The 16,343-nt window shown below is 68.6% G+C and carries 9 protein-coding genes; 2 read left to right on the top strand and 7 right to left on the bottom strand.

The features are described 5' to 3' along the window. Positions 1-758: 758 nt before the first annotated feature. The 3 genes from QHF84_RS26270 to QHF84_RS26260 form a co-directional block, all read right to left on the bottom strand. On the bottom strand, positions 759-1,082 hold the full coding sequence (locus tag QHF84_RS26270; RefSeq protein WP_281316165.1) for a four helix bundle protein: 324 nt from the start codon (positions 1,080-1,082) through the stop codon (positions 759-761). A 355-nt stretch (positions 1,083-1,437) separates the two neighbouring features. After that, positions 1,438-3,690, bottom strand: coding sequence for a DUF4215 domain-containing protein (locus QHF84_RS26265; protein ID WP_281316164.1), 2,253 nt, complete (start codon positions 3,688-3,690; stop codon positions 1,438-1,440). Positions 3,691-3,788: 98 nt separating this feature from the next. Continuing rightward, positions 3,789-6,362, bottom strand: coding sequence for a tetratricopeptide repeat protein (locus tag QHF84_RS26260; RefSeq protein ID WP_281316163.1), 2,574 nt, complete (start codon positions 6,360-6,362; stop codon positions 3,789-3,791). A 250-nt stretch (positions 6,363-6,612) separates the two neighbouring features. Between QHF84_RS26260 and QHF84_RS26255 the strand changes: the two genes are divergently transcribed. Then, positions 6,613-9,384: a hypothetical protein gene (locus tag QHF84_RS26255; RefSeq protein WP_281316162.1), complete on the top strand. Its 2,772-nt coding sequence runs from the start codon at positions 6,613-6,615 to the stop codon at positions 9,382-9,384. Here the strand turns inward: QHF84_RS26255 and QHF84_RS26250 are convergent. The 3 genes from QHF84_RS26250 to QHF84_RS26240 all read right to left on the bottom strand — a co-directional run bounded on the left by QHF84_RS26250 (position 9,368) and on the right by QHF84_RS26240 (position 14,240). Continuing rightward, positions 9,368-11,749, bottom strand: a complete 2,382-nt coding sequence (locus tag QHF84_RS26250; RefSeq protein WP_281316161.1) for a pyridoxal-dependent decarboxylase — start codon at positions 11,747-11,749, stop codon at positions 9,368-9,370. The two genes, QHF84_RS26255 and QHF84_RS26250, sit on opposite strands and share 17 nt — an antisense overlap. A 72-nt stretch (positions 11,750-11,821) precedes the next feature. After that, a complete protein-coding gene (locus tag QHF84_RS26245; RefSeq protein WP_281316160.1) occupies positions 11,822-12,847 on the bottom strand; it encodes a hypothetical protein in 1,026 nt (341 codons plus the stop codon). A 166-nt stretch (positions 12,848-13,013) separates the two neighbouring features. Beyond that, complete coding sequence (locus QHF84_RS26240) at positions 13,014-14,240, bottom strand: hydroxymethylglutaryl-CoA synthase (RefSeq protein ID WP_281316159.1); 1,227 nt, start codon at positions 14,238-14,240, stop codon at positions 13,014-13,016. Between the two features lie 255 nt (positions 14,241-14,495). Between QHF84_RS26240 and QHF84_RS26235 the strand changes: the two genes are divergently transcribed. Further along, positions 14,496-15,887, top strand: a complete 1,392-nt coding sequence (locus tag QHF84_RS26235) for a hypothetical protein (RefSeq protein ID WP_281316158.1) — start codon at positions 14,496-14,498, stop codon at positions 15,885-15,887. Between the two features lie 15 nt (positions 15,888-15,902). Here QHF84_RS26235 and QHF84_RS26230 read toward each other — a convergent pair whose 3' ends face one another. Beyond that, positions 15,903-16,340, bottom strand: a complete 438-nt coding sequence (locus QHF84_RS26230; RefSeq protein WP_348652880.1) for a helix-turn-helix domain-containing protein — start codon at positions 16,338-16,340, stop codon at positions 15,903-15,905. Positions 16,341-16,343: the final 3 nt, after the last annotated feature.

Below are 16,343 nucleotides of genomic sequence, written 5' to 3'. Positions count from 1 at the left end.
GCTCGTCTCGAGATGGCCGAGGTGTTGCCAATCAGATTTCGCTTGCCGCTTGCCGCTCCCGCTCCCGCCTCCGCTTCCGCAGATGGCTGGCATCCGTATCAGAGGACCCACGTCGGGCTACCGTACGCGTGGCAGTTTCTGGGCATAGCTGGAGTCGGGCGACGACTTTAGCTCCAGAGAATCGCCGAGGGCTCGCAGGTGAATCCGGTCGAGTCGAATCGTCTCGCAGGCCCCCGGATCGATCCTGCAAACGTCACTCAATGACTCGTATCCATCTGCGCTCGCGCCAGAATCTGGCTCTGCCGGAGCAGGGCCACGCGACAGTGCGAGGAGCCCATTGCTTCGTTGCTCTCACCGACCTCGCAGCACCGTGCTACCGGTGCAGCCCGACTGCGTCCACACGAACGTGTGGTCCGGCTTCAGCTCCACGCGCGTTACCTCGAAATCCAATGGCGAGGAGTACGTTCCCACAACGTCGTCAAGGGGGCAAGTCACGCTTTACGCAATTCAATTGCGTGGCCCCCGCCACAGTCGACATGATGACGTGGAAATGGTTGACCGTCCTCGCTCGCATATTCGTGCTGCACGATACCACGACGATGGCGAGCACGTCAAAAGGTGCTCGCGCTAGCCTCCCGAGCGGTGCACAAGCAGATTTCGGTTGCCGCTTCCGCCTCCGCTTCCGCTTCCGCCCCCGCTTGCCGCCTCCGCTTCCGAGAGCGGCGGATCGTCCACCGAGGGACGGCCCGCCGTGCGCCTCATCGCCGTGTGAGGCGATGCAAGGTGGCGATGATTTGGTCGAGGGAATCGCGGAGCCCGTCATCCACCGTTTCGACGTACCCCAGTGCTTCCGCCACATCCAAGCACGCGCGCACCTCCGCCGCCGAGCCCATGGCCGTATGCCACCGTGCGCGCTCGTTTCGCCCCTGCGAATATGCACCTTCATGCAGATTGAGTGGCACGCTGGTGGCGGCGCGCCGTAGCTGATCCGCGAGGTTCGCATCCTTCCCGCCGATCTTCTCGATGACCGGCCGCAGCCGCCGCAGCAATTCGATCGTGACGCCGTAGATCCTGAGAGCCATTGCTTCCTCCTTCCCCGACCGGGGACCCTCGTCCCGGGCCCGCGCGCGGAGGGTGGCGCAAGGCTGCGAGGCCTTGCCTCGCACCGCCCGGAGCCGCCCGGAGCGCGAAGCGCGAGGACGGCGAGGACGGCTTGGCCTTGCGCCACCCGAGCACGCGGGCATGCTCAAGGCCCCCGGACGAGAGCACCGTTGAATGCGCGTCTCGGAAGCAGAAGCGGCAGCGGCAGCGGCAGCGGCAGCGGAGGCGGAAGCGGCGGCTGAAGCGGCGGCGGAAGCGGACGCGGTAGCGGTAGCGGACGCGGCAGCGGACGCGGAAGCGGAAGCGGCCCCCGGATCCCGCGCAGCTCTCAACACATCACTGGAACGACGCCTCGAGGCTGAACGCCCCGCCCTTGCTCGGCGGAACCGTATCCACGACGACGGTCACCTCTTTCCCCGCGGTGAGAGGCAATGCGATGTCCTCGACGCTCTCCGGGGGCCAGCCCCAGTTCGAGCACGAGAGGAGCTTCCCCTCCGTCGCCGCCCCGCAGCCGTCGAGCACGTAGATGGCATAATTCGCGTTCGTCTCGTCGAGATGCAGCGTGAGCGTCCCGTCCTTCGGCGCGACATAGCGGTACGTCACGTCACCGCCGGTGGCGAACGTGCAATACCCGTCGGTGTTGTTCAGATTCGGCGCGCTCGTCGTGTCGCCGACGTTGGGCGACGACGTGGAGAGCATCGGGAGGTTTCCGCAGACCGTGGGCCAGTCGGGGCTCAGGCAATCGGCCGAGCAGAAGCCGTCGCCATCCACCGTATTGCCATCGTCGCAGGCCTCGGGCCCGACGGCGACGCCATCGCCGCAGACCGCCGGCTTGAAGCTCGCGCGCAGCGTGAACGGCCCCTCGTCTTTCATCGTATTGCCACGAACGACGAGCATCACGGGGCCGTTCGGCTTCGTTGCGAAGTCGAAATCGAGCTCCTCGGTGGCCGCGGCCGTGCTCTTGCAAGCGAGCTCGCTGCCGCTCGGATCGGCGCAATCGCCGAGCAGGAGCAGATCGAGGTCCGCTTGTGACGTGAGATCGAGCGAGAGCCGGCCCGGCCCCGGCACGTCGAAGGTGAACGTCTTCGAGGGCACGACGATGTAAAGCTCGCAGCTCCCGCCGTAGCCGGTGGGCGCGCCGGCCGTCGTGCTCTCGATGTCGACGTCGAGCGTGAGCGGCTCGGCGAACTTGCAGAGCACGTCGAACTCGGCCGCGTCGCAGTCGCCCGAGCATCCGTCACCCGACATGGTGTTGCCGTCGTCGCAGATCTCGTTCAGCGGGTCGAGCACGCCGTCGCCGCAGACCGGGATCGTCCAGCAGATGCCGACGTTCGTGTTGGAGAAGATGCCCGCGCAGTATTCGCCCGCGGGGCAGTCGTCGTCGGCCGTGCGGCAAATGCGCTCGCAATGCTCGATCGGCTCCTCGGGGTAGAGGCTCATGCAGAGGCCGCGGAACGCCTCGCCGTCGGCGGCGCAGCTCCGATACGGCACCCAGCTCGGCTGGCAGGCGCCGTCGATGGGCGCCGGGTCGCCGCTCTCGGGCGAGAGGCACACGTTCGACATGCCGCACACGCGTCCCTCGGGGCATCCGGGGTCCGGCGTGAGCCACGCGCAGGTCTTCTCGCACGTGGCGGGCACGCCCGCGCACAGGCTGCCCGCCTCGCAGCCCGTCGAGATGTCGGGCTCGCTGCACGCCTCGCCGGGCGCGCCTTTGCCCGTCGGCCGGCAGACGCCGTAGTTCTGGACGGGGTCGGTCGCGATGCACTCGGAATCCGCGGGGCAGGCGCCCGAGGTGAACGGCGTGCACGCCTTGTAACAAGCCCCGATCGAGTTCTCGCTGGGCACCTGCGCGAGGCACATCTCGCCCTCGGGACACACGACGTCGTACGTGAAGAGGCACTCGTAGGGCGCGCAGGTGTTCGTCTTGGGCGAGCAGACCTGACGCTGGGTGTTGCCGCAGTCCTCGGCCTTCTCGCACGGGATGCCGTTGACGGGCGTGGTGTCGAACGACCACGAGGGGATCACGAAGCAGCCCCCCTCCGGCACGGCTTCCCACGTGCCGTCTTCCTTCTGCGTGACCTCGGAGAGCGTGACGTCCGTGATCTTGCCGGCGGCGATGCTCGGATCGTCCGGATCGAGCTTCGTGAGCTCGATCGAGCCGCCCGTCTGGAAAAACGTGCGTCTCGGGATTTCGCTGGAGTCCGGCGTGATCACCGTGACGCAGTGCTGGCAGCTCCCGTAGTGGTCGTTCGGCGCCGACGCGAGGTCGAAGGTGCCCGTGACGAGCGGAGGCAAGCCCGGGGTCGTCCACTCGTTGTAGATCTCGAGGACGGCCTGCGTGCGGTAGGCATCGGAGACCCCGGGCGAGGCGTCGGCCACTACGGAGAAGTTGGCGTCCGTGAAGCGGTAGATCTGCGTGAGCGAGAGGTCGAGCGTGGGGCAGCCGCCCTGCCCGCCCGTGCCGCCCTGCCCGCCCGTGCCGCCCTGCCCGCCTGTGCTGTTGTCCGGCGGGCTCGGAACATCGTCCGAGCACCCCGCGAGCAGCGCCATCCCACAGCCGATCGTGGCGAAAATAAGCTTGCGAATCATGGTCATGACCTCGTCGTTAAGCCTGCGCGAAGAAGATGGCGGAGGCGCCCGAGGTCTCGCGTTGAAAGTTTGTTGAAAGGCGCGGTTTCAGCAGGAAATCAGCTCAAGACGACAGGGATCTCCGGCGAAAGCAGGTACCCGCCCGCCTTCTGCTGGATCACGCCCTGCAAGCCCAGGCGACGCAGCGTCGCCACGGCGGCGTAGACGCGCTCGGCGCCGGCGGAGGCGAGGATTCGTTCGCCCGGCCAACCCGCCTCGACGAGCGCCACCATCGAGGCAGCTTCGCCGGGGCGCTCTTCTCGCTGGCGCGCGAGGGCGCGGAGGACGCCGCGGAGGGCCTTGCGTCGTTCGAGCGGGATGGATGCGTCGCTGCCGGGCGCGCGGAACCAGCTCCCGTCGCGCGCGATGAGCAGCGGCGGCGTGGCGCTCGGCGCCGGGACCGGGCTCCGCAGGCGAAGCGCGAGGCGCACCTCCGAGCAAGCCGCGAACGCGGGAGGCGGCTCCTCGCCGAGCAGCACGCGCACCGCCGCCAGGAACATCGGCTTGGGGTAGGCGCTGAGCGACGCTTCCGCGCGCCGGTAGAGCATCTCCGCGTCGCCGGCCGCGCCGCGCCGCGCGGCGACCACACCCTGGGCGGCGAGCACCACGCCCTCGTATTCGCCGCAGTTCTCGCGCGCGAGGGGGAGCGCGGCGCGCAGGTGCTTGGCGGCGGCGGAGAGCTCACCCGCCTCGATGAGCGCGGTGGCGAACTGGTAGAAGGCGACGGCCTGGGCGCGCAGCACGCCGGCCGCGTCGAGGCGGGCCAAGGCGTCGGAGTACAGCGTGAGCGCACCCGGGAGATCCCCCGTCTCTTGCTTGCAGCGCGCGAGGTACGAGAGCGCGATCCCCTCCCAGTGCGGCGAGCCGATACGCGTGAGGGCGTCGAGCGCTTCGCCGAGCAGGCGCGGCGCTTCGTCGAAGTCGCCCGCGGCGAGCAAGATGACCCCGAGCGCGAGGCGCGCCGTGGCCGAGGCGCTTTCGTCCCCGGCGCGATCGGTCTCCGCGATGCTCTGGCGAAACAGCGGGATGGCGCGGTCGTACTCGTCGGTCCCGCCGAAGCTGTTCGCCAGCATCGCGAGCAAACGCGGGCGGAGCTTGGGCTCGACGCACGCTTCGAGCGCGCGCTCGAAAAAGGCACGCGCGCGCCCCCAGTCCCCGAGGCCCGCCAGCGTGTTGCCGAGCCCCGCGAACGCTTCGGCGAGCAACGCGCGGTCGCCGGTCGCTTCGCCGATGGCGCGCGCCCGATCGAGATCGGCCGTCGACTCCGGCAGCCGGCCGAGGAAGCGGCGGACCGTGCCGCGCAAAAGGAGCGCGCGCCCCACGAGCGTCGGCGATGCGCCCGCGGCGTCGTCCTCGCCGAGCGCGCCGCCGAGCAGCTCCTCGACGGTGATGTACGGCACTCCGGACGCGGGCGCGGCGAGCACGAGGGCCGCGCGGAGCGCGAGGTCGGCCCCCAGAAGGGCGCGCCGACGGACGATCGCGGTGAGGTTCTCCCGCTCGCGTTCGAGGGCGCGGCGCGAGCCGGCATCGGCAGCGCCGACGAGCCGCTCGCCGAGGCCGACGTAGTAACGAGCATGCCGCCCGGCCGCGCGCGCGGCGCCCCCTCCCCCACGCGCGAGCTCGCTTTCGGCGAACTCGCGGATGCAGATCAAGAGATCGTAGCGGCGCTCGTGGGGATCCTGGTCGACCGTCAGCATCGACTGGTCGAGCAGCGATTCGAGCAGGTCGAGCGGCCACGGGCCGCCCTCCTCGCCGAGCACGGCGTCGGCGGCGTCGAGGGAAAAGCCGCCGCGGAACACGGAGCTCGCGAGGAACGCCTCCTGCTCCGGCGGGGCGAGCATCACGAAGGACATCTCGATGCTCTCGCGGAGGTTCGCCCGGGCGCTCGTCCCGTCGGGCCGCCGCAACATGCGGAAGCGCGGAGAGAGGCGCGCGAGCACCTGCTTCGGCGCGAGCATGCGGAAGCGTGACGCCGCGAGCTCGAGCGCGAGGGGCAGGCCATCGAGCTCGCGGGCGAGCTCCTCGATCGTCGCGTGGTCCTCGTCCGGGTCGAACGCGCTGCCCGCGAAGGCCGAGCCCCGCGCCACGAGCAGCTCCGCCGCTTCGGACCACGGCTCGCCCGAACGCCGCTCGGTCGAGAGCGGCGCGAGGCTGATCGTCGTGGCAGGCGCGCCGGCGAGGCGCCGCCTCGACGTGACGAGCACGCGCGCCCCCGGGCGCTCGAACCACGCCGCGAGCGCCGCGTCGGCCGAAGCGGGGAGCTGCTCGAAGTTGTCGAGCACGAGGAGCAGGGCGTCCTCCGCGAAGACCCGCTCTCGCACGCGCCGCGCGAGCTCGTCGGGGGAGATGTCGAGCGGCACGGGCACGCCGAGGGAGCGCGCGACCTGGAAGAGGAAAGCGCTGAGCGAAGCTGCTTCCGTGAGGTCGCAGAACCGGAGCGCGGAGAGGCGCGGCGATCGCCTCGCGAACTCCGTGGCGAGCCGGGTCTTGCCGACGCCCGGCGGCCCGATGAGCTCGACGAGGCGCCTCTGCGCGAACGCCTCGGCGATCTTCTCCAGGGCGCCCTCCCGTCCGACGAATCGGCTGGCGCCTGCGTACCGAGATTCTCGCGTCTTGCCGGGCCGCGGAGACATGCGAATCCGAGCGTAGCGCGAACGGCCGTGGACGTCGCTACGCTGCGGCCACGGAGCCGGTCCTCCCGCGATGCGCCGGACGAGCGCGCGCCCGGGCCCCCGGCACCATAACATCGAATTTGCTGCCACGGGACGAATGCAATGCGACGGGCCGCATTGCAAGCCCGGTGTCGTCAGCTACCCTTCGCGCGGCGGCGGCGGCTCTCGGACGTGGGGTGCGCGGCCCATACACAAACGAAGAGCAAATGCAATGAAAGACGAGCGAAGGCATTCTTCTCGGTGGCGCTGCTCCATCCTCGCCCTGGGCGTCGGCGCTGCCACGGCAGCCTGCGGCGGCGAGCCGGCCCCCGACGGCAAAACGTCGAGCTTTCTCGAGCCACCCGCGCGTGGCAGTTCCAGCGCGATATCGAAGGAGCTCCGCGCGGCGTACATCACGTCCACGCAGCGCGGGGCTTCGCCGCGTTATGCCGCGGCGTCGCCGTCCCCCGGCGTCGTGCGCGCGGACAACGAGGCGCAAGGCTTCTCGGCGGTGCTCGATCCGAGCGGCGTATCGGTGACCTCGCGGGGCGGCGGCTTCACGCTCTCGATGCGCGCGGCGGGGCTCGGATGTGAATCCGCCGTGCATGCGCTCGACGAGGCGCAGCCCGAGGCGGAGGGGAACCGCGTCCATTACAACCGAGAGGGGCTCGACGAGTGGTACCTGAATGGGCCTCTCGGCCTCGAACAGGGCTTCACGCTCGCGCGGGCGCCCTCCTGCGCGGGGACGAAGGTCATCACGATCGAGCTTGGCGGTGATCTGGGGGCTTCGCTCGTCGACGAGGACGGCGATGGGCGCGCGGACGCGCTCGAGCTCCTGGACGATACGGGCGGTCGGGCGCTCGCGTATTCGGATCTGTATGCGAACGATGCGACGGGCAGGGAGCTATCGGCATGGCTCTCGATCGAGGACGGGCGCCTCGCCATTCACGTCGACGACACGGCGGCCGTCTATCCGATCGTCATCGATCCGCTGATCACGCAGCAGGCGAAGCTCGTGGCCGGCGACGGCGCGACGGGCGACTTTTTTGGCCTCGCGGTCGCGATCTCGGGGGACACCGCGCTCGTGGGAGCGCCCTGGGACAGCGACAAGGGGTCTGCCTCGGGCGGCGTGTACGTCTACGTGCGGGCGGGCGGCGGCTGGATGCAGCAAGCAAAGCTCGTCCCGGACGACGGGATCGGCGGAGACCGGTTCGGATATGCGGTCGCGATCGAAGGGGATCGGGCGCTCATCGGGGCGCCGTACAGCAATCAGCTCGGCGGCTCGGCGTACGTGTTCGTGCGGAGCGGCGCGACGTGGACCCAGCAGGCGAAGCTCGTGGCGAATGGCGCGACGGGCGCCGATCTCTTCGGGAAATCGGTCGCCATCGACGGCACCACCGCGGTGCTCGGCGCGGACAACGACGACCCGATGGGCCCGTATTCGGGCTCGGCCTACGTCTTCGTGCACGATGGCATCTGGACGCAGCAAGCGAAGCTCGCGGCGGCCGACGGCCATGACCAGGCCGCGTTCGGCTTTTCGGTCGCCGTGTCCGGGGACTACGCGCTCATCGGGGCCGAAAATGACAACGGGAAGGCCAACCAGGCCGGCGCGGCCTACGTGTTCATGCGAAGCGGCACGATATGGTCCCAGCAAGCGAAGCTCACGGCGTCGGATGGCACCGTCAGCGACAGGTTCGGCCATGCAGTGGCGGTTTCGTCGGATACGGCGCTCATCGGCGCGTTCGCGGACGATGCGCTGGCGAGTTATGCCGGCTCGGCGTACGTGTTCGTGCGGAGCGGCGCGACGTGGTCCCAGCAGGCGAAGCTCGTCGCGAGCGACGGGAACATCAGTGATCAGGTCGGCTGGTCCGTCGCCTTGGAGGGGGACAAGGCGCTGCTCGGCGCGTCGCTCGGGGACGCGCAGGCCGCGGGCTCCGGGGCGGCGTACCTCTTCGTACGAAACGGCTCGACCTGGACCGAGCAGGCGAAGCTCGTGGCGAGCGACGGGGCGGCGGACGACCGCCTCGGGACTTCGGTCGGGCTTTCGGGGGGCACGGCGATCGCCGGGGCATTTCAGGACGACGACAAAGGGGCCAACTCCGGCGCCGCATACATGTTCGACGTCCGGTCGGTCCAGGGTGGTTCTTGCGCGACGGCTGCCGATTGCAAGACCGGATTCTGCGTCGACGGCGTCTGCTGCAACGAGGCCTGCGGCGGCGCCGCCGCGAACGATTGCCAGGCGTGTAGCAAGGCGGCGGGCGCGGCGGTCGACGGAACCTGCGCGCCCCTCGCGGCGGGCACGTCGTGCCGCGCGAGCGCGGGTGTGTGCGACGTGGCCGAGAGCTGCGACGGCGCCACGAAGGAATGCCCGATGGACGCGAAGGTCGTGATGGGCACCGAATGCCGCGCGGCGTCCGGCGTATGCGACGTCTCCGAGAGCTGCGACGGCGCCGCGAACGATTGCCCCGCCGACGCGAAGGTCGCGATGGGCACCGAATGCCGCGCCTCCTCGGGAGAGTGCGACGTGGTGGAGACTTGTGACGGCGCCGCGAACGATTGCCCTGCCGATGCCAGCGCTGCGGATGGCGCGGTATGCAGCGGCGGGACTTGCTCCGCCGGCGTGTGCATGAGCGGAAGCGGCGGAGCCGGTGGCAGCGGCGGAAGCGGCGGAGCCGGTGGCAGCGGCGGAAGCGGCGGAGCCGGTGGCAGCGGCGGTGCAGGCGGCGCGGGTGGCAGCGGTGGTGCAGGCGGTATGGGAGGCGCGGGTGGCAGCGGTGGTGCGGGAGGCAGCGCCGGTGCAGGCGGTGCAGGCGGTATGGGAGGCGCGGGTGGCAGCGGCGGCAGCGCCGCGACCAGCGGCGGTTCTTCGTCCGAGGAGGGTGGCTGCGATTGCAGTGTGCCGGGCGCTCGGTCCGGCGATCACAGCCGCGCGGCGCTCTTCCTCCTCGGACTTGGCCTGTTCATGACGCGCAGCCGCCGGCGGGCCATCACCGGGCGGCGGTGAGCGCTCCCTTGGCCACGAACTGCGAGAAGGCGCCCAGGAACTCGTCGATGGATACGGTTCCGCTCCTGTCGATGTCGCACAGGCGCAAGAACTCGTCGATTTCGGTGTCCCGATAGCCCTTCTCCCGGAATTTGGCCATCACCTCGCCCACGTCGAGCACGCCATCCCGGTTGGCGTCGATCTCCTCGAAAATCTGGAACATCGAGTCGCGCATCATCGATTTGAAGATCGCGTCCCGGAGCTCGTTCTCCAGCACGTCGAGCATCGACCCCTCGGGCGTCTCCAGGATCCACGGCTCCATCGTCGTGGACCGGAGCACCGTGATCGTGGTGCCGGGGGACGACGCGACCCCGAGGCGTCGCTTGTAATCTTCGATGAAGACGCTCCCGTAGTGCTCCTCGCTGAAGTCCGTCGTGCTGACGATCATTCGATAGCCATAGATGTCGTCTCCGGGATCGATGCTCAGGAGATCGTAGATCGCCTTGTTCAATCGATTGGCCAGATCGAGGTTCGTGTTCAACGAACCGTCCGGATGCCTGAAGTTCACGGCGTAGGTCAGGATGTTCTGATCGGGCCCGATCTCGGGCAGGAGCGCCATCGCCTCCGGGTCGGACAGGAGATCGTCGACGCTGCGCCGATCGATACGCTCGCGAATGAACCGCCGCTCGGTCTCCACGTCGGCGCCCGAGATCTCCGCGGGCAATCGCGGGACCGGGACCACGACGAACCGATCCTCCGGAGCCGCCATGCTGAGCAGCCGCGCGTAAAACCGCTTGCAATTGAACAGCGTCCTCCGATGGATCTGCCCATATCCGCTCCGGGTGGGTCGAATGACCTTGTGGCTCAGGTACACCGCCGCCACCGCCGCTCCCGGCTTGGAGCCCTCGAGCCCATAGATCCCCACCGTGGGCTCGGCGTCCCCGTGGAGGATGTAGGGCGCCTTGAACGTCACCATGTCGCGCATAGCCGAATTCCGGTAACAGAGCGCCCCCGCCGGATAAGGAATGTAGCCCGATTTGTGCGGATCCACGGTGATCGAATCCGCCCGGCCGAGCGCCGAGAACTGCGAGGTCACGTACCCGCTCATCCCGATTTCGGGCACCGGACCCGTGCGCTCGTCCCGCACGCGTGGCCCCTCGTCGGGCCGCAGGATCGAGGCGAAATAACCTCCCCACGCCGCGTCCGCGTGGACCGTGAACGACAGGCCCTCCTTCTGGAGCTTGTAACGCAGCTCGAGGACCCCCTTCAGCGGATCCACGGCGCTCTCCTCCGTGCTGCCGATGACGGCCACCACCGTGACCACGGGCCGCCGCTCTGCGAGGCACGCCCGCAGCATCTTCTCCAGCGCGGACAGGCTCATGCGCGCGTCGCAATCGACGGGGACGTCGAGCACGTTCGCCGAGCCGAGCCCCACCACGGCCGCGGCCTTGGGAAACGAGTAATGCTTGGTGGCGGGGACGAGGATCACCGGCGAAGCAGGAATGTCCGCCCCGCAGCGCCGGAAAAGCTCCTGCATTCCCAGGTGCTGGAGCGAGTGGCCCGACATGGCCTTCGTGATGGTGTCGCTCGAAATGCCGTACTCCTCCGTGAGGCGCTCGGGGAGCGCGAGGATGTCGTCCACCTTCAGGTTCAAGAGCGACCACGCGTCGAGCGTGACGAGGCGCGCGCGCCTGCCGTCACACGTGCTCACCTCGATGTCACGCGCCGCGGCGAGGGAGGGCTCGGCTCGTAATGCATCACGGAGCGAGAGCGGGTAAAACTTCAGATTCCTCGCCGACCAGATGGCCTCGATGTTGGCCACGGTCCCGCCGCTCGTGATGTGCCCCCAGGGCCTCACGAGCCCCTTCGTGGCGTCGCCGTCCTCCGGGACGGTGTAGCCGAGCATCCGGCACAGATCGTCGCCCACGATCATCTCCAGGATGGTCGTCGACGTCGATCCCTCGAATGCGACGTTGTTGGGGTTGTAGAGCATCGCCGCGAAATACCCCAGGATGCTGGGCAGCGACGTGTCCCAGTTCATGTGCCCCTGATACCGGCCGCTGAAGAAGGGCACCGACTTCTTGAGGAACGACATCAGCGACCGCAGGTTGTCCTTCAGCGAATCCATCGCGTGAAGGTAGGCCGGGTGCCGCTTCGCCTGCTCGGTGATGTGCGTGGGATCCTGGGGGTGGAAGTTCCGCCTCCAGAAAGAATGGTCGCGGATGGCCTCCACGAGGAGCTTCTCGAGCTCGTCCGCGTTCTCGGCCTTGGTGCCCAAGAACCACGCCTCGGGCGACCTGGTCCCCGCGCCCTTGAGAAATGGCCTCTCGCCGAACTTGAAATACTGTTTCACGCCCGACCTGCCCCGGGCTTTCTCATCGCTCATCTCGCCACGACCCTTTCTGTCATGCACCCCAAAGCATCGTGATTGTCGTGCTCATGCTGCTTTCACAGCTCATCAGCGCGTCGCGGATTTCGTCGTCGATTTTTTCGCGGCTGCCTTCTTTGCCGGTGCCTTCTTCGCCGGCGCCTTCGCCGCGGCCGCTTTCTTCGCTGGCACCTTCTTGGCCGCGGGCTTTTTGGCAGCCAGGAGCGCGCGGAAGGCGTCGGCCATCCGTTGGTGTCGAGGCAGAAGGGACTTGCGCCAATCGAGCTTCGCCGTTGCGGCGGTGCCCGCCTCGAGCGACGCGACTTCACGATCGATGAGCTCGATCCCTTGCGTCAACATCTCGCTCGGCAGGCCACGAAGACTCTCGTTCAGGCCCATATTCCCCGTGATCGCATCCCAGAGCTGCGCCACGGCTTCATCGGCGACACTTGCGCGCCGGTCGGCCCACGCCTCGAGCAGGAGCGAGAACCTCGCCGCTTCTCCCGCCGCGTCGGCGCCCTGGTAACGTTCGGCCTTGCCCGTGCGGAAGGCCTGATACGCCGCAATGGCCTCCTCCGGTACGGCCACCGCGGGGTTGAACGTCCACGCCGGCGGATACGGTCGACGGAGCGACAGGTGCTTCACCGCGGCGACCGCGAGCCGCTCGTCCTCCCCTCGAAGGAGCGCGGCGACGGCGTCGAGCCACCGCTCCTTCGCCTCGAGCACCTTCGCGAACACCTCGGTTTCGGCCGCGGCGTGGTGGAGGGGGCCGAAGGGCTCGGGCTCCTGCCGAACCTGCTTCGGTTTCCGGCTCGCCTGTACCGTGTACGCGTCCCAGAGCGTACCGGGCTGGGCGTTTTGGAGAAACGCCGCGAGGCTGCCGCTCTGCTTGTCGACCGTGGCGACGTCGTACTTCGTGAGCCCGCTCGCGGAACCGCACTTGGGATCGAGCATGGGCAGGTGTTCGGCGAAGAACGGGCCCTCGACGACCCGAACGAGGCCAATTCCTCGCGCGCAGAATGCGCAAACCGGATCGCGCAGGGAGTTGTCCGACGCGGCACGAGCGCCGTTGTGCTCGTGGTCGACGACGACGAGCGAAGGCAGAGGGGTCGACATGCTCCCCTACTACCGTACAACCGGGCATTTTGTCACGCCCTTCGCGGGCGGCGTACGGGCCCCGCATGAGAGGGGACTCGACGAACGTATCGAGCATCCGCGAGGAGCCGGGGGCGACCGCTCCGCAGGCGCGCCGCTGGAACGCAAGCCCATTCCGCGCCGGCGGTCACGCGTAGGCGTATACCCGCCGCTCGTTCGAATCGACCCCGAGATACACGGCCCGTCCTCCTTCATTTGCCGTCCCGCGGGGCGCGCGCTCGGTCGCCGGTCGGCCGTCGGCGGCGGCGTCCTCTGCGCGGAGCCGCTCGTATTCGGCGACCGTCATTCGCTGGCCGTCGCGCAGGGGCCCGTCGATGTCCAGTCGAGCCACGAGCTCGGCGGCCTCCGGGTTCGTCCTGCCGGCGAAAAACTCCGCGCAGCAGCCCGATCCATAACTGAAGAGACCGATGCGTTGGCCCGCGATCTCCCGCGCTTGCGTGTTCAACAGGGACGCGAGCGCGAGGTAAAGCGAGCCCGTGTAGACATTGCCGATCCGGGACGGCAGATCGAGCGACGGCTCCACTTCCACCACGAAAGACGCGTCGGCGGCTTCCTCGGTCAGGCCATCCATCATCCGGTGATGGCGGTGGGCCTTGCGGGCCATCTTGCCATAAGGCACGTGATAACAGGTCCGCACGAGCGGCTCGTCCGTCGCGCCGTCGAGGCGGCGCCACGCGTCGTACGCGCCTTCCAGGGCGTCGAGATAACATTGCACCGAGTAATGCCCATCGACGAGGGCCTCCTTGTGGTGGAGAGGGCGCCAGAAATCGTGCACGTCGCGCGCGAACGTGCCGGTCTGGCCCACGTCGAGCGAGAGCAGCCGCGGGTTTTCCCGAATGAGCAGAGCGACGGCGCCCGCTCCCTGCGTCGGCTCGCCTGCCGAACGGAGGGGATATCGTGCAATGTCGGTGCAGACGACGAGCGCCGCGCGGCCGCGCGCCGAGCCGGAGGCAATCCAATCGACGGCGGAGAGAAGCCCCGCCGTGCCGCCGAAGCAGGCGTGTTTGGCCTCGAAGATGCGGCACGCGCTCGGCAAACCGAGCATGCCATGGACGAACGCGGCCACCGGTTTCGAGTGATCGACCGCCGTCTCGGTGCCGACGATGCAGAGGCCAACCTCCGCGGGGCTCGCGCCGGACCGCTCGAAGAGGCGGCGCGCCGCGTTCACGGCGAGCGTCACGGGATCTTCGTCCGGCGCGGCGATCGCCATCCGGCGCATCCCGAGCCCATTCAAATATTTCGACGGCGGGATCCCACGAGCTTCGGCGAGCTCGGACAGCTCGACGTAGCCGCGGGGCACACTCAAGGCAATCGCATCGATCCCGACGTCGGGCACGCTTCCACGGAAATTCATGGTGCGGAGCCTAGTGGCGACGCGTGCACCGGCCGAGGAGGCTCGAAGGAGGGTCGAGGGAGCGGCCGTGGGAAAAGGATGTTTTGAAGGAGCCTTCTCTCCCGCGTGGAGAGCGTGGCGCAGGCCAAACAGCGTGGGCGCGATCACAGACAAACAAAAAACGCAAACGCGCGCGGGGCTCCCCGTCCTCTGGGACGAGCGCTTGCTGACGCGTGCGGCTGCGCCCGCCCATTCACACCCGGAAGACCACCGACCATGACACGAACGCTCCTCGCATCGCTGCTCGCCACCACCTTCCTCGCCGGCTGCGGCTTCATCAAGGTGGACGGCCTGCCCTCCCTCTCGTCCGGCGAGTCGTCGGCGAGCTCCGGCCAGGCCTCCGGCTCCGGCCAGGCCTCCGGCGCGAAGTCGACCGACAAGGAGCTCCTCGAGCTCTACGCGACCATCGACTACACCTGCTGCACGCAGACACGCCCGAGCGGCCTCGCGTTCTTCCAGAAGGCCGGCGTCGATCATACGGGGCTGTTCAAGCGCGGGAACGTCGATCCGGAGTGGATCCCCGGCTGGTCGAACGACCTCTCGACCATCGAGCTCATGAACGCGTTCGCCCAGGCCGCCGTCAACCGCACCTGGCAAAAGCAATGCTTCGCCGACTACGAGGACTATCGCAAAGGCTGGGCCGCCATCGAGGGAAAACACCGCCCGCGGTTCGAGGCGCTGCGCAAGCAGGGCAACTACTACGAGCAGGCCGCGGGCCTGAGCGCGCTCCTGTCCGACGTGGCGAAGGAGGCCGAGCAAAAAGGCCTGAAGCTCCACGACTCGCATCCCATGGCCTGGGTGGGCCTGCCCTACGAAATCGTCGCCGCCCTCTTCCAGGTGCACCGCGACACCGGGCACGAGTACGCGCTCGCCGATTACGTGAAGCCCGTGGGGGATCAGGTCGAGAAGTTTTCGCGCTTCGGCCGGCCGTGGTCCGAGGACAAGACGTTCGAGCGTGACGCCTTCTGCGCATACGCCCAGGTCACCGGCACGCACCACACGCCGAAGCTGCCCGATGTCGGCGGCTGGGAGCCCGGCCGCGACGCGCCGGCGCGCTGGCCGGTCGCCGCCGAGCGCCACGCCGAGGTCGACAAGAAGCTGAAGAGCCTGCAACCACAATCGACGGCGGCGCTCTCGATCCAGGGATGGAAGATCCCCAGGCTCGAAATGGGGACGCTCGATCGCGAGCCCAAGGCGCCCAAGCTCTTCTACACCGCGCCCTACACCATCACCGCCGTCCGGCGCGACGGCGACAAAGTCGTGATCGTCGGCGAGCAGCGCAACACCGAACCGTTCAACTACGATTGCCGCTCGACGGGCGTCATCGAGTCGTACGACATCAACAACAATCCCATCTACGGCCGCAACTGCAAGGTAGGTTCGAAGACGAACATCCGCATCGCGGAGGTCACGTTTGTCGACCTCCCTGCCTCGATGCAGCTCGCCAAGGGCGACGAGATCTCGTTTTACGGTGATCTCGCGCGTGAAGACAAGGACAAGTCCGTGAAGCAGACGCCGTCGGAGGTCGTGACCAGCCGATCGTACGCCTTCGAAGGAAAACACCTCGTGCGGGTGAAGCGCGAGGGCAAGGTGGTGCACTCCTTCTGACGCGTCGGCCTCTGGCTAGCTCCGCGGCGGCTGCGGAGCCCTCCTCCGCCGCGCTCCCATGGCTCCAGACGCGGCGGCCCGCAGGAGGCGGCGGAAGGTGGGGCATTCCATGTGGCTCGGCGCGGTGCACGCGGCGGCGTGCCGGAGGCCGTCACGCATGGCGCTCAGTTTTCGGATCGTCCTGTCGAGCTCCTCCGCCTTGGCCGTGAGCATCTGCCGGTCGATGCGCGGCCGCCCGTCCGGCGCGAACATGAGCGCGATCTGATCGAGCGAAAAGCCCGCTTGGCGCCCCAGCGCGATCAGCGCCAGCCGTTCCAGCACGGCGGGATCGAACAGACGGCGCAGACCCCGCCTGCCGATGGAGGCGATCAGCCCCTTTTCCTCGTAGAACCGCAGCGTCGAGGCAGGCACGCCGGACCGCCGCGCCACCTCCGCTATGTCCAGGTCTCTCACCCT

It is taken from the genome of Polyangium sp. y55x31 (genome assembly GCF_029946505.1).
GTDB lineage: Bacteria > Myxococcota_A > Polyangia > Polyangiales > Polyangiaceae > Polyangium.
This window is presented reverse-complemented; position numbering and strand designations above follow the sequence as displayed.